At 69.5% G+C, this 22,478-nt stretch carries 14 protein-coding genes, 1 other RNA gene and 1 pseudogene; 10 read left to right on the top strand and 6 right to left on the bottom strand.

The genetic code is table 11. From position 1 onward, the window contains the following. Positions 1–153 precede the first annotated feature (153 nt). Genes ABZ098_RS03030 through ABZ098_RS03020 form a run of 3 tightly spaced genes read left to right on the top strand, consistent with a single transcriptional unit; the run spans position 154 to position 2,903 of the window. Entirely contained in the window at positions 154–993 is an 840-nt protein-coding gene (locus tag ABZ098_RS03030) for a Nif3-like dinuclear metal center hexameric protein (protein ID WP_356586608.1), read from the top strand. After that, positions 990–1,733, top strand: coding sequence for a C4-type zinc ribbon domain-containing protein (locus tag ABZ098_RS03025; RefSeq protein WP_356587609.1), 744 nt, complete (start codon positions 990–992; stop codon positions 1,731–1,733). The genes ABZ098_RS03030 and ABZ098_RS03025 overlap by 4 nt, the downstream gene beginning before the upstream one ends. 12 nt (positions 1,734–1,745) lie before the next feature. Then, positions 1,746–2,903, top strand: a complete 1,158-nt coding sequence (locus tag ABZ098_RS03020; protein WP_356586606.1) for a bifunctional RNase H/acid phosphatase — start codon at positions 1,746–1,748, stop codon at positions 2,901–2,903. Here ABZ098_RS03020 and eda read toward each other — a convergent pair. After that, positions 2,886–3,542, bottom strand: coding sequence for a bifunctional 4-hydroxy-2-oxoglutarate aldolase/2-dehydro-3-deoxy-phosphogluconate aldolase (eda, locus tag ABZ098_RS03015; RefSeq protein ID WP_356586604.1), 657 nt, complete (start codon positions 3,540–3,542; stop codon positions 2,886–2,888). The two genes, ABZ098_RS03020 and eda, sit on opposite strands and share 18 nt — an antisense overlap. 72 nt (positions 3,543–3,614) lie before the next feature. Beyond that, a complete protein-coding gene (yaaA, locus tag ABZ098_RS03010) occupies positions 3,615–4,397 on the bottom strand; it encodes a peroxide stress protein YaaA (protein ID WP_356586603.1) in 783 nt (260 codons plus the stop codon). A 63-nt stretch (positions 4,398–4,460) separates the two neighbouring features. Between yaaA and ABZ098_RS03005 the strand changes: the two genes are divergently transcribed. From ABZ098_RS03005 to rnpB, 5 genes and pseudogenes are all read left to right on the top strand, one after another. Continuing rightward, positions 4,461–5,879 carry an RNB domain-containing ribonuclease gene (locus tag ABZ098_RS03005; protein WP_356586602.1) on the top strand — a complete coding sequence of 473 codons (1,419 nt, stop codon included), beginning with the start codon at positions 4,461–4,463 and terminating at the stop codon, positions 5,877–5,879. Positions 5,880–6,022: 143 nt separating this feature from the next. Next, positions 6,023–6,601, top strand: coding sequence for a Uma2 family endonuclease (locus ABZ098_RS03000; RefSeq protein WP_356586600.1), 579 nt, complete (start codon positions 6,023–6,025; stop codon positions 6,599–6,601). 48 nt (positions 6,602–6,649) lie between these two features. Next, complete coding sequence (locus tag ABZ098_RS02995; RefSeq protein WP_356586598.1) at positions 6,650–7,477, top strand: AraC family transcriptional regulator; 828 nt, start codon at positions 6,650–6,652, stop codon at positions 7,475–7,477. A gap of 18 nt (positions 7,478–7,495) precedes the next feature. Then, a pseudogene (locus ABZ098_RS02990) lies at positions 7,496–8,278 on the top strand (DMT family transporter); the annotation flags it as partial. 133 nt (positions 8,279–8,411) lie between these two features. After that, an RNA gene (gene rnpB, locus ABZ098_RS02985) (RNase P RNA component class A) lies at positions 8,412–8,813 on the top strand. Positions 8,814–8,966: 153 nt separating this feature from the next. Here rnpB and ABZ098_RS02980 read toward each other — a convergent pair. Both ABZ098_RS02980 and brxD read right to left on the bottom strand, forming a co-directional pair. Next, positions 8,967–11,072 carry a DEAD/DEAH box helicase gene (locus ABZ098_RS02980; protein ID WP_356587607.1) on the bottom strand — a complete coding sequence of 702 codons (2,106 nt, stop codon included), beginning with the start codon at positions 11,070–11,072 and terminating at the stop codon, positions 8,967–8,969. 20 nt (positions 11,073–11,092) lie between these two features. After that, complete coding sequence (gene brxD, locus ABZ098_RS02975; RefSeq protein WP_356586596.1) at positions 11,093–12,430, bottom strand: BREX system ATP-binding protein BrxD; 1,338 nt, start codon at positions 12,428–12,430, stop codon at positions 11,093–11,095. A gap of 238 nt (positions 12,431–12,668) precedes the next feature. Between brxD and ABZ098_RS02970 the strand changes: the two genes are divergently transcribed. Together ABZ098_RS02970 and ABZ098_RS02965 are read left to right on the top strand one after the other, a co-directional pair. Continuing rightward, positions 12,669–14,477, top strand: coding sequence for a DUF262 domain-containing protein (locus tag ABZ098_RS02970; protein ID WP_356586594.1), 1,809 nt, complete (start codon positions 12,669–12,671; stop codon positions 14,475–14,477). A 7-nt stretch (positions 14,478–14,484) separates the two neighbouring features. Next, the gene (locus ABZ098_RS02965) at positions 14,485–15,528 is read left to right on the top strand and encodes a CBS domain-containing protein (protein WP_356586592.1); all 1,044 of its coding nucleotides are present in this window, start codon (positions 14,485–14,487) and stop codon (positions 15,526–15,528) included. A 51-nt stretch (positions 15,529–15,579) separates the two neighbouring features. On the opposite strand, the gene pglZ is transcribed toward ABZ098_RS02965, so the two are convergent. Together pglZ and ABZ098_RS02955 are read right to left on the bottom strand one after the other, a co-directional pair. Continuing rightward, positions 15,580–18,474, bottom strand: coding sequence for a BREX-2 system phosphatase PglZ (gene pglZ / locus ABZ098_RS02960; RefSeq protein WP_356586591.1), 2,895 nt, complete (start codon positions 18,472–18,474; stop codon positions 15,580–15,582). 34 nt (positions 18,475–18,508) lie between these two features. After that, positions 18,509–22,435, bottom strand: a complete 3,927-nt coding sequence (locus tag ABZ098_RS02955) for a phage resistance protein (protein ID WP_356586589.1) — start codon at positions 22,433–22,435, stop codon at positions 18,509–18,511. Between the last annotated feature and the right edge of the window lie 43 nt (positions 22,436–22,478).

The raw sequence follows: 22,478 nt of genomic DNA, 5'->3' as shown, positions 1-22,478 counted from the left end.
GCACGCACAGGCGTGGGACGGGCGGGCTTCCGCTTCACACAAAGGGGTGGCCCAGGAACGATTCGCCTGAGGAAACCGGGGCGACTGTGCTGAGCGGGACGGCCGTGGGCAGCGCGGGTTCAGCGGGACAGACCAGGCAGGTAGCCTTTCCCCGTGCCCCGTCTGTCTGAAGTCATCGCCGCACTGGAGAACCTGTGGCCCGCCGAGCGGGCCGAGTCCTGGGACGCGGTCGGCACCGTCGTGGGCGAACCCGACCAGGAGGTCACGCGGGTCCTCTTCGCCGTCGACCCGGTCCAGGAGATCGTCGACGAGGCGGTGGGGCTGGGCGCGGACCTGCTGGTCACCCACCACCCCCTCTACCTGCGCGGTACGACGACCGTGGCGGCCTCGCACTTCAAGGGCCGGGTCGTCCACACCCTCATCAAGAACGACATCGCGCTGCACGTGGCCCACACCAACGCGGACACCGCCGACCCGGGCGTCTCGGACGCGCTCGCGGGCGCGCTCGACCTCCGTGTCGTACGGCCGCTGGTGCCGGACCCGACGGACCCGGAAGGGCGCCGCGGCCTGGGCCGGGTGTGCGAGCTGGACCCCCCGACGACCGTCCGCGAGCTCGCCGCGCGAGCCGCCGAACGCCTGCCGGCCACCGCCCAGGGCATCCGTGTCGCCGGCGACCCCGAGGCCACCGTCCGCACGGTCGCCGTCAGCGGCGGCTCCGGCGACAGCCTCTTCGACCAGGTCCGCGCGGCCGGCGTCGACGCCTTCCTCACCGCGGACCTGCGCCACCACCCGGTCTCAGAGGCCCGCGCCCACAGTCCCCTCGCGCTGCTCGACGCGGCGCACTGGGCCACCGAGTGGCCCTGGTGCGAGCTGGCCGCCGCCCAGCTCGACGAGATCTCCGACCGCCACGGCTGGAACCTGCGCGTGCACGTCTCCAAGACGGTCACCGACCCCTGGACCAGCCACTCCCCTTCACCTGGAGCCCCCAACTGAACGCCGCGCCCGCCGACCAGATCCGACTCCTCGAAGTCCAGGACCTCGACGTCCGCCTCCAGCAGCTCGCCCACAAGCGCCGGTCGCTGCCCGAGCACGCCGAGATCGAGTCGCTCACCAAGGACGCCACCCAGCTGCGCGACCTGCTCGTGGCCGCCCAGACCGAGGAGAGCGACACCGCCCGCGAGCAGACCAAGGCCGAGCAGGACGTGGACCAGGTGCGCCAGCGCGCCGCCCGCGACCAGCAGCGCCTGGACTCCGGCGCCGTGTCCTCGCCCAAGGACCTGGAGAACCTCCAGCGCGAGATCACCTCCCTCGCCAAGCGCCAGGGCGACCTGGAGGACGTCGTCCTGGAGGTCATGGAGCGCCTGGAGTCCGCGCAGGAGCGGGTCGCCGAGCTGACCGAACGCGTCGCCTCCGTCCAGTCGAAGATCGAGGACGCCACCGCGCGCCGTGACGCGGCCTTCGAGACCCTCGACAGCGAGATCGCCTCGGTGACCAAGGAGCGCGAGGTCATCTCCGCCGCCGTCCCCGCCGACCTGCTCAAGCTCTACGACAAGCTCCGCGAGCAGCAGGGCGGCATCGGCGCGGCCAAGCTGTACCAGCGCACGTGCCAGGGCTGCCGCCAGGAACTCGCCATCACCGACATCAACGAGATCCGCGCGGCCGCGCCCGACACCGTGGTGCGCTGCGAGAACTGCCGGCGCATCCTGGTGCGCACGTCCGAGTCCGGCCTGTAAGGAGCTTGCGGCGTGCGGGAGTTCATCGTCGAGGCCGACGGCGGCTCGCGGGGCAACCCCGGGCCGGCCGGCTACGGCTCGGTCGTGCTGGACGCGGCGACGGGACAGACGCTGGTCGAGACCTACGAGTACCTCGGCGTCGTCACCAACAACGTCGCCGAGTACCGGGGGCTGCTGGCGGGCCTGCGCGCCGCGCATGACCTGGACCCCTCGGCCCGCGTCCACGTCCGCATGGACTCCAAGCTCGTCGTGGAACAGATGTCGGGCCGCTGGAAGATCAAGCACCCCGACATGAAGCCGCTCGCCCTGGAGGCGGGGCGGGTGTTCGCGCCGGGTCAGGTCACGTACGAGTGGATCCCGCGCGAACAGAACAAGCGCGCGGACCGGCTGGCGAACGAGGCGATGGACTCGGGGGGTTCCGCGAGTTCGGTCCGGAAGCTGTCCTCCGCCGAGAGTGCCTCTGGCGTGACTTCCACCAAGGTCGAGGCCGACGTACGTGCCGCCAAGGCCGTGGCCAGTCCCGGCTGGGCCCCGGCGGACATGGGCGTTCCGGCCACCTTCGTGCTCCTGCGGCACGGCGAGACGCCGCTGACCCCCCAGAAGCGGTTCTCGGGAAGCGGCGGTACCGATCCTTCCCTGTCCGACATCGGCAGGGAACAGGCCAGGAGGGCCGCCGAAGCCCTGGCCGAGCGGGGCACGATCCAGCACATCCTCGCCTCGCCCCTGACCCGGACCAGGCAGACCGCCGCCGCCGTAGCGGAGCGCCTCGGCATCGAGGTCACCGTCGAGGACGGTCTGATCGAGACCGACTTCGGCGCCTGGGAGGGCCTCACCTTCGGCGAGGTGCGCGAGCGCTACCCGGACGACCTGAACACCTGGCTGTCCGACCCGGAGGCCGAACCCACCGGCGGCGGCGAGAGCTTCGCGGCCACGGCGACCCGGATCGCCGCGACCAGGGACAAGCTCGTGGCGGCGTACGCGGGCCGCACGGTCCTGCTCGTCACCCACGTCACCCCGATCAAGACGTTCGTACGCCTCGCCCTCGGCGCCCCGCCGGAGTCCCTGTTCCGCATGGAACTCTCGGCGGCCTCCCTGTCGGCGGTCGCGTACTACGCCGACGGCAACGCGAGCGTGCGGCTCCTCAACGACACGTCACACTTGCGGCCGTAGCCGTCCCAGGCGGGACGCCTCGCGGGCCAGCGACTCGACCCGCCCCCAGTCCCGCGACGCCACCGCGTCCGCGGGCAGCATCCAAGTCCCGCCCACGCAGCCGACGTTGGGGAGGGACAGGTACTCGGGGGCGTTCCCGGCCCCGATCCCTCCCGTCGGACAGAACCGCGCCTGCGGCAACGGCCCGGAGAGCGACTTCAGATAGGCCGTCCCCCCGGCTGCCTCCGCCGGGAAGAACTTCATCTCCCGCACCCCCCGCTCCAGCAGCGCCACGACCTCCGAGGCCGTCGAAACCCCCGGCAGGAACGGCACCCCGGACCCCCGCATCGCCTCCAGGAGTACGTCCGTCCAGCCCGGGCTGACGAGGAAGCGCGCGCCGGCGGCCACCGAGTCGTGCACCTGCTCCGGCGTGATGACGGTCCCCGCACCCACCACCGCGTCCGGCACCTCCTCCGTGATCGCCTGGATCGCGTCCAGCGCGACGGGCGTCCGCAGCGTCACCTCGATCGCGGCCAGCCCCCCGGCGACCAGGGCACGCGCGAGCGGTACGGCGTCCGAGACGTCCTGGAGCACGACGACGGGGACGACGGGCGCGAGGTCGAGCAGCGAGGCAGGGGAGGCAGGGGAGGAGGAGGCCATGGCGCCATCCTGCCGAAGCGCTGCACTGTACGCAAAGGCCGTTGCGCCCTCTGCAATGCCATCAGGTATCGGTTAGTGGATCTCGTCCACCAGCACGTCCAGGGCCCACGCCTGCCCCGCCTTCGCGGGCGCCGACGCCTCCACCACGTACCCGAGCTCCCGCAGCGCCTCCACCAGCTCGGCCGGCCCCTTCGGGGAGACGCCCGCCGCCAACAGGCTGCGCACCATCCGCCCCTTCGTCGCCTTGTTGAAGTGGCTGACGACCTTCCGGGTCGGCGCGTGCAGCACCCGTACCGTCGCCGTCCGCCCCGCGACCTCGCCCTTCGGCTTCCACGCGGCCGCGTAGGCGGAGGACCGCAGATCGAGCACGAGCCCGTCCCCGGCGGCCTCGGTGAGGACGGAGGCCATCGGCGCACGCCAGTGCCCGCCCAGCGCCCCGAGCCCGGGCAGCTTCACCCCCATCGAGCACCGGTACGACGGAATCCGGTCGGTCACCCGGACAGCGCCCCACAGGCCGGAGAACACGAGCAGTGAGCGGGCGGCCCGCCTCTTCGCGGCCGCGTCGAGGGACGCCAGGTCGAGGGCGTCGTAGAGCACACCCGTGTAGATCTCCCCGGCCGGCCGCGCCCCGGCCGTCCTCAGCTCGACGTTCTTGGCGACCTCGCCCCGCAGCCCCTCGCTGAGCCCCAGTACCTCGCGCGCCTTCTCCTCGTCGGCGGCGCACAGCTCGACGAGCGCGTCGAGGACGGCCTCCCGGCTCTCGTTGAGCCCCGGCAGCGACAGCGACTCCAGCTTCAGCGGGGCACCACGACCGGAGGACGCCTTGCCTTCGGAGGGCGGCAGCAGGACCAGCACGGAACATCTCCTTCTGTTGAGCTCCGGACAGCGTACGGGCCCCGATCTGCATACCCTCGCTGTATGCCCCGCCGCCGCATACGTGTGACCGACGTCCCCCTACGGGCCGCCTTCGCCGCCCTGCGCACCGAACTCGGCGTGCCCGCGGACTTCCCGCCCGAGGTGACGGCGGAGGCGGATCGGATGCCTCCGCTGGAGGCCTGTCAGGACGCCACGGACATCCCCCTCTTCACCATCGACCCACCCGGCTCCCTCGACCTCGACCAGGCGATGCACCTCTCCCGGCGGGGCACCGGCTACCGCCTCCGCTACGCCATCGCCGACGTCGCCGCCTTCGTCGTACCCGGATCGGCGCTGGACGCGGAGACGCACCGGCGCGTGCTGACCCTGTACTTCCCGGACACCAGGGTCCCCCTGCACCCGTCGCTGCTGAGCGAGGGCGCCGCGAGCCTCCTCCCGGACCAGGTCCGCCCGGCCGCGCTGTGGACGATCGACCTGGACGCGGAAGGCCGTACGACCGCCGCCGAGGTCCGCCGCGCGCTGGTCCGCAGCCGGGCCAGGCTCGACTACGAGGGCGTCCAGCGGACGATCGACTCGGGTACGGCGGAGGAGCCGCTGGCCCTGCTCCGCGTCGTCGGCGAGCTGCGGGAACGGCTCGAGGTCGAGCGGGGCGGTATCTCGTTGCGGGTCCCGGAGCAGGAGATCGTCGAACGGGACGGCTCCTACCAACTGACGTACCGCGCCCCGCTGCCCGCCGACGGCTGGAACGCCCAGATCTCCCTGCTCACGGGTATGGCGGCCGCCGACCTGATGCTCGCGTACGGCACGGGGGTGCTCCGCACGCTCCCCGCCGCCCCGGACGGCGCGGTGGGTCGCCTCCGCCGGACCGCCACCGCCCTGCACATCGACTGGCCGCACCATGTCTCGTACGCGGCGCTGATCCGTTCCCTGGACACGGGGGTCCCGTCCCACGCGGCGTTCCTCCAGGAGTGCACGACGCTGTTGCGGGGCGCGGGTTACACGGTCTTCCGGGACGGCGCCCTGCCGCCCCTCACCACCCACGCGGCGGTGGCCGCCCCCTACGCCCACTGCACTGCCCCACTGCGGCGCCTGGTCGACCGGTACGCGTCGGAGATCTGCCTGGCGGCGGTGGCGGGGGAGCCGGTGCCGGAGTGGGTGCTCGCCGCTTTCGAGGCGCTGCCCCGCGAGATGTCCGAGGGCGGCCGGCTCGCCGCGAAGGCCGAACGGGCGTGCGTCGACCTCGTCGAAGCGGCGCTGTTGAAGGACCGGGTGGGGGAGGTGTTCGACGGCTGCGTGGTGGAGCTGGAGGAGCACCGACCGGACGTGGGCACCGTGCAGTTGGAGTCCCCGGCGGTCCTCGGCCGGATCGACGGGGAGGGGCTGTCGCTGGGGGAGCGGATGCGGGTGAGGGTCGTCGCGTCCGATCCGGAGACGTCGAAGGTGCGCTTCGTGCCTGCTTGAGTTCTTGCCTCATCGCGGCAGTGGGCTCGTCGACTGACGTCGCTCATGGTCGTGTGCCACGATCGAAGGAACGGTTCCCGATCTCTCGGACAGGTGATCTTCCGATGTCCCAGTCTGGCGAGCGACAGAAGGAGGGGCGTGACATGACTGCCATGGCCCACGAGTCGCTCACGCAGGAAGAGGTCCTGCTGGAGGGCTTCCTCGCCCTGGACACGCCGGAGGGTTTCCGGGCGGAGCTGATCGAGGGGGAGATCGTTGTGACGCCGCCGCCGGACGGGGATCACGAGGACTGCATCGGGCTGATCGTGGGCCAGGTGTACAGGCGCTCGGGGACCGACATGCAGTTCTCCGGGAACAAGGGGCTGAAGCTGAAAAGCGGAGGCGGCTGTCCGAGGGACCACGTGATCCCGGACGGAACGTTCGCCCCCGAGGGACTGCGCCTCTATCGCGGCGCCGACTGCTGGATGCCCTGCGACGGAGTCGTCATGGTCCTGGAGGTGACGTCCACCAAGCCCAAGGCGGACCGCGAGGCCAAAAGGCGTTGCTACGCCCGCGGCGGCATCCCTCTCTACCTGCTCGTCGACCGAGAGACGTCGTCGGTCACGCTGTTCAGCGACCCGGAGAAGGACGACTACCGGGAACACTGCACCCGCCCCTTCGGCAAGCCGCTCACTCTGCCCGACCCCTTCTCCTTCGACCTGGAGACCGCGGACTTTCTCTGACCGCCACGGCGTTGCACCCTCTGAGCAAGACGGACAGGGGGACGGACCGTGGCGGAACAGGCACTGTGGACGAGAACACGGCTGGGCCGCTGCGGCCCCCCGCTGGACCTCCTGACCGCCCGCTTCGACCGCCACGTCTACGCCTCGCACACCCACGAGCAGTTCAGCATCGGCATCTGCGTCGCCGGCTCCGAGGTCATCGACTACCGGGGCGACCACCTCCGCCCGGGCCCGGGTTCCATCGTCGTCCTGGCCCCAGGCGAAATGCACACAGGCCGCCCCGCAGCCGCCGACGGCGGTTACGCCTACCGCGCCCTGTACCCCGACCCTTCTCTCCTCGCCGAAGGCACGCTTGGCGGCGGCCTCCCGTACTTCCGCGAACCCCTCCTCGACGACCCCGAACTCGCCACCGCCCTCGCCCGCGCCCACACCGAACTGAGCGCCTGCCCGGACCCGTTGGAGACGGAGTCCCGCCTCCCGTGGCTGCTGACGGCCCTCACCCGCCGACACTCCACGGCCCGCGCGACGAACGACACCGTGCCGGGCGCCGCCCACACCGCCCACGCGGTACGGGACCGCCTGGCCGACGACCTCCTGGAGCCCCCCTCCCTCGCCGAACTGGCCACCGCTCTGGGCCTGTCCCGCTACCAACTCCTCCGAGCCTTCCGTACGACGGTGGGGATACCCCCGTACGCCTGGCTGGCGCAGTACCGGGTACACCGGGCCCGCGGACTACTGGAATCCGGACTCAGGCCGGCCGAGGTCGCGGGCCTGGTGGGCTTCGCCGACCAGGCGCACCTGACCCGCTGGTTCCGGCGGGTCCTCGGGGTCACCCCGGCGGCGTACCGCAACAGCGTTCAAGACGGCCGCCGCTGACGTGGCGAGCATGGCCGCATGACTGCACGCGGCTGGTTTCTGTTCTCCCTGATGGGAGTGGTCTGGGGCATCCCCTACCTGCTGATCAAGGTGGCGGTGGACGCCCCGCTGTCCCCGTCGATGGTGGTGTTCACGCGCTGCGCGCTGGGCGCGGCCCTGCTCCTGCCCTTCGCGATCCGCCAGGGCGGCCTGCCCGCCACCGTTCGCACCCACTGGCACCCGATGCTGGCCTTCGCGTGCATCGAGATCATCGGCCCCTGGTGGACCCTGACCGACGCGGAACGCCACCTGTCCAGCTCGACAGCGGGCCTGCTGATCGCGGGCGTCCCGATCGTGGGAGTGGCCCTGGCCCGCTTCTTCGGCGAAACGGAGAGCCTGGGAGTGCGGCGCGTCATCGGGCTCGGCCTGGGCCTGGCCGGCGTAGGAGTCCTCACGGTCCCGCACCTGACCGGCGGCGACGCCCGCTCCCTGGCCGAGGTGCTGATAACGGTGATCGGCTACGCAACGGCCCCGTTGATCGCCGCGCGCTACCTCAAAGCTGTCCCGACCCTCCAGCTCATCGCCCCCTGCCTGGCCCTCGCGGCCCTGGTCTACGCCCCGGCGGCGGCCATGACCTGGCCGTCGGCGATGCCCTCCCCCTCGGTCCTGGCCGCGCTGGCCACCCTGGGCGTGGTCTGCACCGCGGTCGCCTTCGTGGCCTTCCTGGAGCTGATCAAGGAGGCCGGTCCGACGAGGGCGACGGTGTTCACGTACGTCAATCCGGCGGTAGCGGTGGCAGCGGGCGCGATCTTCCTGTCCGAGCCGCTGACGGCGACCATCGTCGTGGCCTTCACCCTGATTCTGGCGGGCTCGGTACTGGCCACGGCGGGCCCGGTTCGCATGACCGCCGAACCATCCTGCACCGAGTCCCCGGTAACATGGTCCCCACGGCAGACGAGCCGGGCGGACGGCCGCGTGAAGTCCCTCAGGGGCCTTCCCGAGGAACGTCCGGGCTCCACAGGGCAGGGTGATGGCTAACGGCCACCCGGGGTGACCCGCGGGAAAGTGCCACAGAAAACAGACCGCCCGGCGCTTCGGCACCGGGTAAGGGTGAAACGGTGGTGTAAGAGACCACCAGTGCCCAGGGCGACCTGAGCAGCTAGGTAAACCCCACCCGGAGCAAGGTCAAAAGGGAGCGCCTCGGTGCTCCTGCGGGGACGTTCGAGGGCTGCCCGCCCGAGTCCCCGGGTAGACCGCACGAGGTCGATGGCAACATCGGCCCTAGATGGATGGCCGTCTCCCCGGCCGCCGCGAGGCGACCGGGCGACAGAACCCGGCGTACAGCCCGACTCGTCTGCTGGCTGTGCCTTCGACGTGGTTGGTGCCCTTTCCCTGCGGCAGGATTTCCGGCTTTCTGCCTGGGGTATTCGATCGCGCGCAAGTAGCGGCTGCCTGCGGCTACGTTTGGCTCGTCCATGCTGACGACCTTCACGCGTGTACATGCTTTCCATCATCTGGTCGTGAACCTGACGGTCTCGCGGAGCAAAGCGGTGGCACCGTCCAGGTCGGCAAGCCGGGCTGCCAGTGTCGCCTCGGCGAGGCGCGGCGGAAGAGCCACGCTGAACTTCAGTCCTGCCAGCGCACGGGGATCCACTGCCGGGAGGCACAAGTGGTCGGCGGCGTGCGCTGTGGCCTTTCTCCATTCTTGGGGGGTGATGTCCTCGCGCAGTCGGACGTAGGTGTCCGTAGGACGCTGCAGAGGGTCGGCGATGCTGGAGAGGGTTGCGGCCAGGGTGGCGTTGGTGCGATAGCCCGCCCACGTCCACCACCGCACATTCGTGTCGTGGCCTCCGCGCATGATGACGGTGCCGTCGGGGTACACCAGCTCGGCGCTCTCATCACGCACGCGAGCGAGGGCGCTTTGGGCACGGCGGGTGAGCCTGACAGGCGGGGTAGCACCGAGCAGGATGTCGCGCGCCGCCCGTGTCAGCTCGTAGGACGCGGTGCGGATCAGGCCGATACCACCCCAGCGTGCCCGCCCACCACTCTCCACCGGCTCGACGAAGCAGCGGCGGCGCGACCAGTCGATGTACGTCACCTGCCAACTGCGGCCGGCGAGCAGAAGTCGGCGAGGGCCGACGACCTCGTCCGTGAGCAGCACGGGATCTGTGGTGCCGATCTCGGTGCGGCCGGACAGCACGGTGAACTCCGGGGCGGCGGTGAAAACCGCTGTGAGGTCCATGAAGTGCCGGTAGCCGAACCGCTTTTCGGCCTCAGGGCCGATGAACAGCAGTTCGCTGTCCCGGTCCAGGTAGCCCTCCTCGACCAGGTGGCGAACGATCGGCTCGGCGGAAGGGCCGAACGGACCCAGGCCTCCCCACCATTCCTGCCACAGCCGGTCACCAACCTGGTGCTCCTGGAGGCAGAGCGCCAGCACCTGTTGCGCGGCGATGTGCCGGGGCTCCGGAGGAGCGATGACCGGCTCTACCCAGCCGCGGGACCAGAGCAGTAGCAGTGCCGCCGCGGACAGGAGGCCCGAATCGTCGGTGGCGAGGAACAGGCAGTTGCGGCTGGATCCGGGGCGTCGACCGGTGCGGCCCAGTCGCTGTAGAAACGAGGCCACGGTGCTTGGTGCATCGATCTGGACGACCCGGTCGAGGTCGCCGACATCGATGCCCAGTTCCAGGGTGCTGGTGGAGACGATCACGCAGTCGCGAGCCTCCGCGAAGGCTTCCTCCGCCCGCCGCCGCTCGTCTGCGGACAGCGACGCGTGCGAAAGGAAAGTGGTCAAGCCCTTTGCGCGCAACGACGCGCCGAGTTCCTCAACCTGCTTGCGTGATTCGCAGAAGACCAGACGCTTCTCGCCCCGGTGCAACGCCGCGATCACCGTCGCGGCATTGGCCAAGGACCCCACATAGTCGAGCTGGACCTCCCCGGGTGGGGGCAGTTTCTGGACCTTCTCCTTCAGATGCGGGGCGACAACCCGCGCCGTGCGCCGCCCGGCTCTGGCTCCCTGCAACCAGGTGAGTAGCTCGTCAGGGTTACCCACAGTCGCGGAAAGGCCGACCCGCTGCAGCGGACGCCCGGCCACCCGCTCCAGCCGTTCCAGCACGGCCAGTAGATGCCACCCACGGTCGTCGCCCGCGAAAGCATGCACCTCGTCGACGACGATCGCCCGCAGCCCGGAGAAGAACGCCCGGTGGTCGACGTTGGCGCTGACCAGCATGGCCTCTAGAGACTCGGGAGTGGTCAGCAGCACATCCGGCCGCTCACGCAGGATGCGCTTGCGGCGAGACTGCGTGACATCGCCGTGCCAGAGCGCGGCTGTGCGCCCGAGCCACGAGGTGTACGTCTCCAGCCGCGGCAGCAGGTTGTTGAGCAGCGCCTTCAGCGGACATACGTAAAGGACTGAGGTGCCGTCCCATTTCTCCTGCGCCATCCGCGAGAGCAAAGGGAAGCACGCGGCCTCGGTCTTCCCACCTGCGGTGGGGGCGATCAGTACGGCGTCCGCCCCGTCTGTCAGAGGGGTGATCGCCTCCTCTTGGAGGGTTCGCAGGCGAGGCCAGCCCAGGGTGTTCACGACGTGGTGGACCAACCCCGGGTGAAGCAGGTCCATCGGGTCGGGCGCCACGTCGTTCACGGTAGGTCCAGTTCGACATCATCAGCGCCGCCCACTGCCGCGGCGTTGCGCTCGACCTCGGTCAGTTCCGAGGCGTTCACCGTAAGCGCGTAATGCTTGCGGGGGTCGAAGTCCTCGAACTGGTCCACACGGTCGAGGACTTCGCCGACGAGCTTCTTGAGGAACAGACGAGGCGCCACCCCCACCTTGCCCCCCAGTGCCCCGCCGACGGCTCTGGCCAGGTCGGCGACGTATACGTCGTCTGTGAGTTCCTTGACCCGCTCAGCCGCCGAAGACCCGGACGCATACAGATCCCGGATGGTCAGCCCCAGGCCGATCAGCGAGTCCAGGGTGAAGCCCGGCAGCCTGAGCTGCACGGCACGTGGGTTGTCGAAGCGCGGGTCGGTTGTGAAGTCAGTGGCCAGCCGCTGGGCCAGCGGAGCCAGACGCTGCACGCCCTGGTGGCCGTCGTAGAACGCCGGCGTGCCGGTGATCAGCAGATAGAGGCCGGGGAAGCGTCCGGAGTGCACCTCGTCGATGAGCTGACGCAGTGCGTTCAATGCCTTGTCACGGGCGTCGGACCGAACCCGTTGCAGGGTTTCCACCTCGTCCAGCACGACGAACAGTCCTGTGTGCCCGGAGTCCCGCAGCACGGTGAGCAGCCCCTGCAGAAACCCAAGGGCGCCGAAGTGGTCGAGGTCACCGCGTACCCCGGCTGACCTGCGGGCCGCCGCGGCCACATGCGGTTGTCCGCCCAGCCACGCCATGACGGCGGAGGCCGTGGCCTCGTCTCCCGACTCGAGGGCCGCACGGTAACCGCGCAGGGCCGTCGCGAACGACGGAGCGTGCCGGGACACCTCGGTGAGTCGTGCGGTCATCAACCGCTCCACCTGTGCGGGGAGGTCATCCTCGGACGCGCCCTCGGCGAGGGCGTCCTCCTCAAGGGCGTAGAACCAGGCGTCCACGACCGGCCGGAGCGCGCTCGGGGGAAATCCGGGCGTCGCCAGCCGCTCGGTAAGGCGGCGGTAGACGGTCTCCAGCTTGTGCAGCGGAGTCTCGGTCTCCGAGACCTGGATCTCGGCGACGGCAAAGTTGCGCCGCTTGGCCCGCTCCCCAAGCCACCGGGCGAAGAAGGTCTTGCCCGACCCGTACTCGCCGCGTACGGCCTTGAACACCGACGCGCCCGACGCCACGGCGTCGAGCTCGGCGTCCAGTGCACTCTGGAAGCGATCCAGGCCAGTGGCCAGCAGATCGAGCCCGCTCTCAGGAACTGCTCCCCGGCGCAGCGCATCGATCACGTCTCGGCGGCGGGCAGCACTGACGGGTCCGTTTCGACCAGGGCTGTCTGTACTCACCCAGACAGTCTCCCATCGGCCTGAGGCCACAGAGGCGCAGGACGAAAACGGACGACACTCCACCGCGTCGGACTGCGGCACGGACGGGTCGAGAGCTGGACCGGGATCGCTTGAGCCGGCCTGTGGCAGCGGTCTCGGTGAATGCCTTGACTGTCGCCAACCCCGTTGATGCAATGGCATGTTCACCGTCGTAATGAGGCGGTGACGCAGCGTTCGGTCCCAGACGGAAAGACACAGCGTGGCACTCGACAGTCTGAAACTCAGTGACGCCTTGGCGGACGTCGCTTCCGGCGCCTTACAGCTCCCCGACTTCCAACGTGAGTGGAAGTGGGACGACGAGCGCATCAGGGCACTCATCGCTACGGTGACACTCGACTATCCGCTTGGGGTGGTGATGGCGCTGCAGACCAACGGCACCTCACTGTTCCGCACCCGGACACTCAAGGGTGCCGAGGACGCGGAAGGCCGGGTGCCCGATCTGTTGCTGCTCGACGGCCAGCAGCGGCTGACCTCCCTCTTCCAGGCCCTGCACCGGGATCGCCCGGTGGAGACGGTGGACGCTCGGGGCAAGGAGCTGAGGCGCTGGTACTACGTCGACATCGCCAAGGCCATCGGGCCACCGGCCGAACGTGACGACGCCATCGTGTCCGTGCCCGAGGACAAGATCCTCAAGACCGGCTTCAACCGCAGGGACCTCATCGACCTGAGCACCGTCGAAGGTGAGTGCGCGGCCGGCTACTTTCCCCTCCACTTCGTCTTCGACACAGAGCGAGTGAACGCCTGGCACCAGGAGTATGTGAAGGTCGACGTCACGAACTGGGCGCACTGGGGACAGTTCCAGATGCACGTGCTCAACCGCATGCAGTCGTTCCAGGTCCCGATGATCAAGCTTGCTGCCTCCACGACCATGGATGCGGTCTGTGCCGTGTTCGAGCGGGTGAACACCGGTGGAGTGCCGCTCAACGTCTTTGAGCTGTTGACGGCTACCTACGCGGGCAATCAGCAGTACGTGGCCGAGCACGGCGACTACTACAAACTCCCCGACGTTTGGTTGGAGATCAAGAAGGGCCTCACGTCGTCATACCCGGTGTTCGGACGCATGGAGGCCGGCGTCGAGGACGGGCTCAGCAGCAGTGACTTCCTGCAGGCCGTGGCGCTCGTCCGAACCTGGGAGCGCAAGCGTCAGGAGCCACGTGCCGCCGTTTCGTGCAAGCGCCGTGACCTGCTGGAACTGCCGCTCACCGACTTCAGCCGACTGGCTCCGCGCGTGGCGGAAGCCTTCGAGTGGGTCGGGGCCTTCCTGGAGCAGCAATGCATCGTGCGTGCCCCCGATCTGCCGTATCGCACCCAGCTCGTACCATTGGCCGCCGTACGGACGATCCTGGGCGAGCAGACCGAGACCGTGGAGGCCGACGAACTGCTCACTCAGTGGTACTGGTGCGGTGTGCTCGGGGAAATGTACGGCGGTTCGACGGAGAGCCGCTTCACCCGCGACGTGGAGCAGCTCATCGAACGGCTTCAGGGCAATACGGAGGTTGTCCCCGACACCATTGCCGAGGCAGCCTTCCTGGACGACCGGCTCGACACCCTCAGCACCCGCAACAGCGCTGCGTACAAGGGGGTTTACGCTCTCCTGGTCAAGCAGGGAGCGGTGGACTGGTACTTCACCGAGGCGCCACTGAACGCGGCTCGCCTGGCCGAGTACAGCGTCGAAGTGCGCCAGATCTTCCCCAAGGCCTGGATCGACAAGCACAGCCGATCTTACAGCAACAGGGCGAATTCGATCATCAACAAGACGCCTCTGTCGCTCCGGGCCAGCAAGAGTATGACGGGATCACCCGCCGGCTACCTCAAGACGCTCGCGCTCGAGTCGGGGATGCGCCCCGAGTGGTTCGACGACGTCATCGGCACCCATCTCATCGACCCGGCCGCCCTGCACTCGGGCGATTTCGAGCAGTTCTACGAGAGCAGGTCCAAGCAACTGCTCGAGTTGGTCATGTCGGCCATGGGCAAGCGCACCGTCTTCCGCGACACGAAGGTCGGGTGACCTGGTCGTGCTCCGGACACCTTCGGACGACGAACTGCTGGCACTCAAAGGCCAGCGCATCCCACTCGTCGACCTGCTGGCCCTTTTCAACACCCGCTTTCGGAACGATCAGGCAATTCTGCACATCGAGCGAATCCTCAAGGATGTCAGCCTGTCGACCGTCCCGTATTTCGCTACATGCGGCAGTCGGTCCGAGGTCCTCATCGTGGCCAGGGAGTCAGCCGCCGACGAGCCCGCAGGCGAGGACGATGAGGACGAGGCGGGCCTCCTGCCAGGAGCTATGCCGCAGCATCCGCTGCGGATCGGCGACCTGCCCTGTGCGCATGCCGGGGTTGCCTCGGTCACGGCTGCTGAGGCACTCACCCAGGCGACGTACATCATGCACACGCACAACTACTCCCAGGTCCCGGTCCTGGAGGGTCAGTACAAGGTGATTGGCGTGGTCACCTGGCGTTCGGTCACCAAGGTGTACGCCATGGGGGAAGAGGCCGCCCTCGCCAACGCGATCGTGGAGGACCCGCCGGTCGTCCATGCGTATGACGACTTCTTCTCTGTGCTCCCGGCCATCTGCCAGCACGGTTACGTATTGGTCAGGGCGAGCAGCGGACAGATCAGCGGCATCGTCACAGCGGCGGACATCACCCAGCGTTTCGACGTCACAGCCTGGCCGTTCTTCGTGGTCGGGGAGATCGAGTTCCGGTTGCGCAAGTGCCTCGGCGCCAAGCTGGGTGAAGAGGCCATTCGAGGAGTTCAACGCAACGACCAGAAGACCGGCAAGATCGCGGACCTCATGTTCGGACAGTACGTGATGCTGCTGGATGGCGACCAACGCAACAAACAGGGCCAGCGCAAGGAAGCGCTGTGCGCTGCGGCCGATCAGAACTGGCAGACCCTTGGCTGGACCGGCGTGGACCGCGTCCAGTTCGTACGCCAGCTCGACCGGGTGCGCGACATCCGCAATCACATCGCACATTTCGATCCGGAGCCGTTGACTCCGCAACGGAGCGAAGAACTGCGCCAGTTCGTCGGACTGCTGCGCCAGATCACCTGACGCACGGTGAAGTCGGCCCCGGCACACCGGGGCCGACTTCGCCCTTCTCGGTCAGCTCAGCTCGAACTGGTCCCGCAGCAGTCCCGTGTGCAACCGCAGGGTCCGTCCGTCCGGCAGGGTCTCCAGCACTTGGATGCCGTCGTGGTTGAGCAACTGCCGTAGTACAGCCGCGAAGCCGTCGGCCGGCCGGTTCGCGGGCAGCCCGATGCGCTGGGCCAGAGCGGTCACCGGCAGGGTGCCGCCCGCGTCGAGCAGAGCGCGTACGGCCTTTTCCACTCGAGCGAGGTCCGGTTTACGGGCGAGCAGCTGAACTTGTGCCGCGAAGACCTCGGACTCCAGGAGTGCCTCGACCATCGCGTCGTTCAGGGACACGGGGGCCGCGGAGAGCAGGGCACCGCTCTCGGGTTCCGCGGGGACCAGCGCCATGTCGAACAGCGCCTCGTGGCTTCGGGCGAGTTCTGCCTCGTTCTTGGTCCTCTTGATTGGCCTCTTCGGTTCGGGTGCCGGGACCGCGGCGGTGTGAGCCTGTGGCGCCTGGTCTTGCGCTCCCGCGATCAGCGACCACCAGCTCGGCTGCTGGTTCCCCAGCTCCCGCCAGCCACTCGGCGGCTTCGCCCCGAAAGGCAGGAAGGCCAGCACCGGGATGGCGAACTCGGCCAGGGACGCGCCGCCGTGATAGCCGGCCTTGCGGGACGTGTAGCGGGTGTCGGCGTCCCAGAGAGCCACGATCTCGCTCCCTGGTTCCGGATCGAGAACCCGAGGGCCTGTCAGCACGACTTCCTGCTCGACGAGTGGACCTCCGGGGGCTCGGTGCCTCGCGGACCGCACGTCATCGGCGTCCACCCGCGCCGCGCGCCGGTCGATGACGTGGCCGTGGTCGCTAGTGATGATCATTGCTCGGCCCTGGTCCGCGGCAGATCGAAGAAGCGCCCGCAGCCCCCCTATGTCGGACAGCCGCCACGCACCGTCGCCGAGTTTCTGTTCGGAGGCCAACCGGTCGTCCACGGTGTTGAGGACCACTGCCACATGCGTACGGTCGCCGACGAGCGCGTCGTGCAGTTCGGGCCCGAACGGCTCTCCACTGCTTTCGGCGCGCAGATCGTCCTTGTGGAAGACCGCCACGTTTTCCCCGCCCCAGAAGCGGTGAGCGGGAACCAGTCTCTTCTCGTCGGCCTGGGTGCCCTTCATCAGCCGCGCGGCGAAGAGAGAGGTCCGCGACGCGGCCGTGACGGTGGGGAGCGCGGCTGCCATCGCGCGGCGCTGCGGGGCGTCCTTCGTTCCGGGCAGCGGGTCGTACTCGACCCAGTGTTCGCGCAGTTGCTCGGCGAGCTCGGCGGCGATGGCGGCGCTCATTCCGTCGAGCACGAGGAGCAGCACTCTCCGCTCTCCAGCCGTCACCACAGGGGCGACGACTTCGGGGAGGAACGTCTCCACGGCCAGCATCCTGCCGGGACCACGGTCGCTCGCCGTCCTGACGGCGAGCACCTGGGCGAAGTGCCGGTCGATTTCGCGCCGACGGTCGCGGGCCGAACCGCACAGAGCGTCGTACGCGGACCGGAGCGTCGGATCGGGATCGCCCCCGGACTCGATGTACTCCAGTGCCCGGTCCACCCAGCCCGTCTCGGTGACGTGACGGGCGATGGCATTCGCCACCGTGTCGGTCTCGACCGGCGGGTCGGTCGAGAGCCAACGTGCCAGTCGCTGCGCCATGCGCACCCGCTCGATACGGACGTTGTAGTCGGGATCCCGGGCGAGCCGGTGCCGACTGAGAGCCGTCACCGCGGGCGGGATCCGTTCGGGGGAGCCGCTCAACAGCGCCTCGCCGGCAGCGGTGAGGCGTGCTTCGAGCCCCGCTGCCAGCACGGGACTCGTCCCTGCGGCCCGTTCCGCCCCGAACTGGCGCGCAAGGGCAGCCGCCCGGTCGAGCACGGAGCCGGTCAGCCGCCGGGCCTCCGCCGCCTCCTCGTCGCTGTCCGACCGTCCCGTCAGCAGCAGGGCGGAGACGAACTCCTCGCAGGACCGGCCGAAGGCTGCCGCGAGGGCGTCCAAGTGCTCACCCTGTGCGGGCGGCTGCTCTCCGAACCAGCGCTCGGCCCGCCCCCGAGCCCGGTAGTCCGCCGCGTCGGCCACGGCGTCGGCGTGGCCCCACAGCGCGGCGCAGACCAGCCCGAACGCGACGGCGTCCGGCCCGTGTTCCGCCGTCACGAGGGCGAGGAGAGCCTGCCCCGCGCGCCCGGCCTGCTCCTCTTCGCCGAGGAACTGCACGAGTCCGGCTCGCTCCGGCGCCCGCAGGGCCAGGAGCCGTTCGGGGCCGCCAGGCACGAGGGACCATCGCAGCAGGGTGTGGATGTCCAGTTCGTCACGGACTCCCGCCGTGGAACGGGAGGTTTCGGCGTCCGGATCGTAGCGGCCGATCCCCAGCCTGCGCATGGCGAGCGCGGTCAGCGCCTTGCTCCGCGACAGCGGACCGCCCGCCAGCTTCGGCCATCCACCATGCGGCGGAGCGGCGTCGAGCAGTGCCTCGGCAGCCCAGTTCTCCTCGAACAGCCGGTGGTCGGAGGCGCTCGCGCCGAACGCCTCCCGTACGACGTCCCAGGTGTCGACGGCGTTGACCCGCTGCCGGTGCACCTTGGCCAACAGGTCGGGCCCGAGCTCCGCCTCCTCGCGGTCGGTGAGTACCACCAGCACGTCGGGCCCGGTGGCCGACGGCTTCTGGTGCGCGAGGAGCAGCTCGTACACGCCGAGGGGAGAGGGCGCCGCCGCGACCGTCGCCCGCCGCTGCTCACCCCACAGCAGCTCGTCCGGGCCGTCCCAGATGGGCGCGGCCCGTAGCAGCACGACCCTGCGCTTGTCCGGCTTGAGGCCGGGCTGCGATGCCAGGTACTGGGTGATGGTCGCGGGCTTGAGCGGCACCGCGCTGGTGGTGGTCACGGTCGCCGTACTCACTGGTCCCACACCTTCTTCGCCCGCTGCCTTTCGCTCATTCCACGACCCGCCAGCTGATCTCGATCTCCACGTCCGGCTCGGCGGCCGCCAGCTCGGCCAGTTCGGCCCTCAACTCGGTCAGCGCACGGGAGGCCGTGGTCCGGCCCCCGCCCGAGCGGCGTCCTGCACGTCGTCCGCCCTCGGTCTCAGGGTGGGTGGAGGGCACGGGCGGTTGGCCGGTGTCGGTGCTCAGACTGATCGAGTCGGGCTTTGTGAGCGGTTCGGTCGGCGTGGGCGTTGCGTAGGCCCTACGCGGGTCGGCGGTGTGTGCCTGGCTGCGCTCGATGACGGCGACGATGGACCGCCGTGCCTCGAGCAGCGCATCCTTGAGGTCCTTGGTGCGCTGGTCGACACGCGCCGCGCCGCGCAGCTCCTCCAGCACCGCCTCGCCCTGCGGCCCGTAGTTGGGTGAGAGCTTGAGCATGTCCCAAGCCGCGGTGGCCAAGGCAGCCGCGACGGCCTCGGCCTGCTTGATCGACGCACCGAAGCGGCTCGTCGGCACGTCACCGAGATCGAAGCCGGCGAATGCGGAGATGACCTGCTTGGCCGCGGCTGAACCGCCGGGCGCACCCTGATCCAGCCCGCGCAGTTCGTCCAGCAGGTCCCGGGCCCGGCGGGCGATCGCCAGTCGGCCGGACTCGTCGCTCCCGTCCAGGCCGAGCAGCGTCGCGTGCTTCTCCAACTGCGCCACCAGATCGGCCGCGTGCGGCTGGTACGTGCGAGCCCGCTCCGTGATCCGCCGGGCGAACTGCCCGACCATCCGGCCCCGGCGCAGTCTGGGCGGCTCCTCACCGAAGATCTCCCAGTAGCGGCGTCCCGCCTCCTCCCAGACGTGTTCCTCCGGTAGCGGCTGGGAACGCAGCGCGTCCTGAGGCCTGATCGCCGAGAGTTCGGGCGAGGGGTCGAGCAGCGCACCGCCCCTTACCCAGACCCGGTCGTCCATCTCCGCGTACGACGCGATGACGAGGTTGGCGAGGAACGGCTCCAGGCCCATCGTGTCGGGACGGTCGATCCACTCGGCAAGCTGGACGACGCTCAGATCACCGGGACCGGCCTCGCCGCGCGCCTGGAGGGCGAAGTGCTCCGGCCAGCGGGTCGAGAGCCGGAAGTACGCCTCCTTCTGCTGGCCGAGCCCCAGCGGCGCGGCGATGCGCCGCATGAGCGCACGCTCCTTGGCCGGGATCTCGGCCTGCCGGTCCCCGGCTTCCGCGGCGGCGCGGATGTGCCCGAAGACGGTTCGCGCGTCGGCGAGTTTGACGACGCTGCCCGTGCCGTCGGGGTCGAAGTCCGGGTGGGCCGGGAACTGGTGGGCCAGCAGTTTGCCCGCCACGTGCCGGGCCGCGTCGTGCAGGGACTGGCCGATGGAGACGCGCAGATCCGGCACGTCGGGCAGCGGCTCCAGATGCTCGTTGAAGTCCGGGTTGACATCGCCGGGCTTCTTGGCCGCCAGACCGTAGGCCTGCTTGAACGCCGCCTTCACCGTCTTGGTGAGCGTCTCGCGCTGGTCTTCGAGCAGCGCCTTGGCGCGGGCCCGGTTGTCGGCGTTCAGGTGCTGGGCGTAGCTGGTGTCGAAGCGCCGCTGGTCGGCGAGCGCGTAGTGGATGACGACCAGCCGCTGGAAGTCCTGGAAGCGGCCGGTGGACAGATGCGTGGGAATCCACCCCACGGTCCGTGGCCGGTTGCCGGGAAGCCGACGGAGCTCGGCCATGCGGTTGGCGTCCTCGCGCGGCCCGTACTCGCCCTCGTCGTACGGCAGATCGATGATCATCCGCCACAGCCCGTCCTGGCTGGGCGCGAAGTCGTGGTCCTGCAGGTCGTCGTGGTCGGCGATGTTGCCGAAGATGACCTCCACCGTGCGGTTCGAACCCCGCCACACGAACTTCAACTCGTCTGCGGTGAGCCGTTCCTGGAGATCGATGCCCAGCTCTTCGGCGAGGAGTCGCTTGGCCAGAGAGCGGCGGTTGGAGCGGTTGTCGTTGACTTTGGCGTTGGCGAGGACGGAGTCCACGTCCACGCCGGCCAGTTCCAGCCGTACGCCCGGGTTGGCCTTGGTGCCGGTGGGCTTGATCTCCGCGAAGCGCGCCGCCCACTCGTCGACCTTCGACTGGATCGCGCCGACCTCCGCCCCCGGGATGGGGGAGATGACCGAGCCGTGGTTGAGGGACGCGAGCCGCCGGATCGTCAGGTCCCGCAGCGCGGGCACGCTGGGTGCCAGTGCGGACAGCAGAAGCGTGCACATCAGCCGGTCGTCGCCCACGAACGCCTTGCACCGCTGGACGAGCCCCTGGTCGGTGACGGTCTCACGGCGGTGGCGGTAGCGCTCGATGTCCTCCTCGGTGACGTCGTACATCGCCAGGAGATAGGGCCGCAGCTTGGTGCGGTACAGCTTGTCCGCGGCCTGGAACTCCACCTTCAGGCTGTCGACGAACGGTCGGTCGCCGCCGTCCGCGATGACCGGGTAGAGGTCACCCAGGGGGATGAGCTGCTCCAGCGTCGCGTCGTCACGATGGTCCGCCAGCAGCTGGCCCATCAGCTTCAGACCGGTACGGGAGCGCTGCAGCGCCGAGGAGATGTGGACCAGGGTGTCCATGAACGAAGGCGAGAAGGGATACGTCAGCCGGAACGACGCCTCGTCGGCGCCGGTCGTCCCCTCGTCGGAGCCCAACAGCACGTCCCACACCTGCGGTCCGACCCGCTTGATCTTGGCGAAGGCCGCGTCGAGCTTGGCGGCGGCCTCCGCGTCCTTGGGCCTCAGGAGACGCGCATGGGCGATCTGCGGGAGGTTGCGATCCTCCAGCGTGATCTTGTCGAAGCGCCCGGAAGCCAGGTTCAGGCTGTCCTGGATCGCGGTCTCGGCCGCTCCGGACACCTCCTGGCCGACCAGCTCCCGCAGATCCCGCTGCCGCGCGATGAACGACACGATCGGGATGGCACGGCGGGAGTCGGCGCCCTCCACGAAGTTGGTGATCTTGTCGGCTTCACGGGAGACGAACTTCTGGTCGTGAATGCGGTTGGCGAGCCAGAGGATCAGCTCGTCCATGAACAGGATCAGCCCGTCGTACTTCAGCGACTTCGCATGCTCGGCGATGACGGCGAGGCCGGCGTCGAGCGAGATGAATCCGTGCTCGTCCTCGGCAGCGTTCTTCGCGAAGCCCGGGAACCAACTGGTGCTCGCGTCATGCACCAGCTTGGCCCGCAGCTCGGCCGGGGTGGTCGGGTTGACCAGGTTGAGGTTGACCTCGGCGCCGTCCAGTTCCTCGGCGGCGAGGGCGGTGTCGAGGAGTGCCGGACTCCAGACGAAGGAGTCGCCCCACTCGTCACCGGCATCCGCGGTGTCCCCGTCGGCGGTGGCCCCGGCGAGGCCTTCGATGAACTTGTCGTCGCCCATACGATCCCTCAGCGCGCGGATGTCCGCGAAGAGGGAGTCGGTCCGGTACACCTGCGGAGTAGGCGCATCGGAATGCAGGGCCTTGACGTGGCTGACGTACCCGCCGAGCACCCGCTGCTCCAGGGACTTGGCCCCGAGCATGTGGTACGGCACGAGCAGGAACTTCTTCCCGTCGGTGCTCAGCCACTCGTGCTTGGACAGCACCGGATCGAAATCGGTCCGGGCACGGGCGGCCGCGTCGCCCCGCAGCAGGGCGTGCAGCACGGCCATGAAGTGCGACTTACCGGAACCGAACGAGCCGTGCAGATAGGCGGCCTTCGACGTCTGTCCGTCCAGCGCGGTCTTGATCAGACTCAGCGCCTCGTCGAAGTTTTCGAGGAGACGCTCGGTGACGACGTAGTCCCGCAGCGCCCGCTCGGCGCCCTCCTCGGTGACGGCCTCGGCCAGCTTCAGGACGAAGTCCGACGTGGAGATGGACGTCTTGATGTCGATGACATCGCGGAGGAGGGGGGCCGTTGCGGCGGTCGGGGCCATCTCTGTCTCGCGTCTCCTGTTTTCCGTGTACTACGTCAACGTC

This window comes from Streptomyces sp. NPDC006335 (assembly GCF_040612795.1).
Classification (GTDB): Bacteria; Actinomycetota; Actinomycetes; order Streptomycetales; family Streptomycetaceae; genus Streptomyces.
This window is presented reverse-complemented; position numbering and strand designations above follow the sequence as displayed.

What these genes read in the sequence shown, in the direction of transcription:
- ABZ098_RS03000 (WP_356586600.1), top strand. Translation starts at nt 6,023, where the DNA reads ATGACTGCCATGGCCCACGAGTCGCTCACGCAGGAAGAGGTCCTGCTG.
- eda (WP_356586604.1), bottom strand. Translation starts at nt 3,542, where the DNA reads ATGGCCTCCTCCTCCCCTGCCTCCCCTGCCTCGCTGCTCGACCTCGCG.
- ABZ098_RS02980 (WP_356587607.1), bottom strand. Translation starts at nt 11,072, where the DNA reads ATGGACCTGCTTCACCCGGGGTTGGTCCACCACGTCGTGAACACCCTG.
- ABZ098_RS02955 (WP_356586589.1), bottom strand. Translation starts at nt 22,435, where the DNA reads ATGGCCCCGACCGCCGCAACGGCCCCCCTCCTCCGCGATGTCATCGAC.
- ABZ098_RS03005 (WP_356586602.1), top strand. Translation starts at nt 4,461, where the DNA reads ATGCCCCGCCGCCGCATACGTGTGACCGACGTCCCCCTACGGGCCGCC.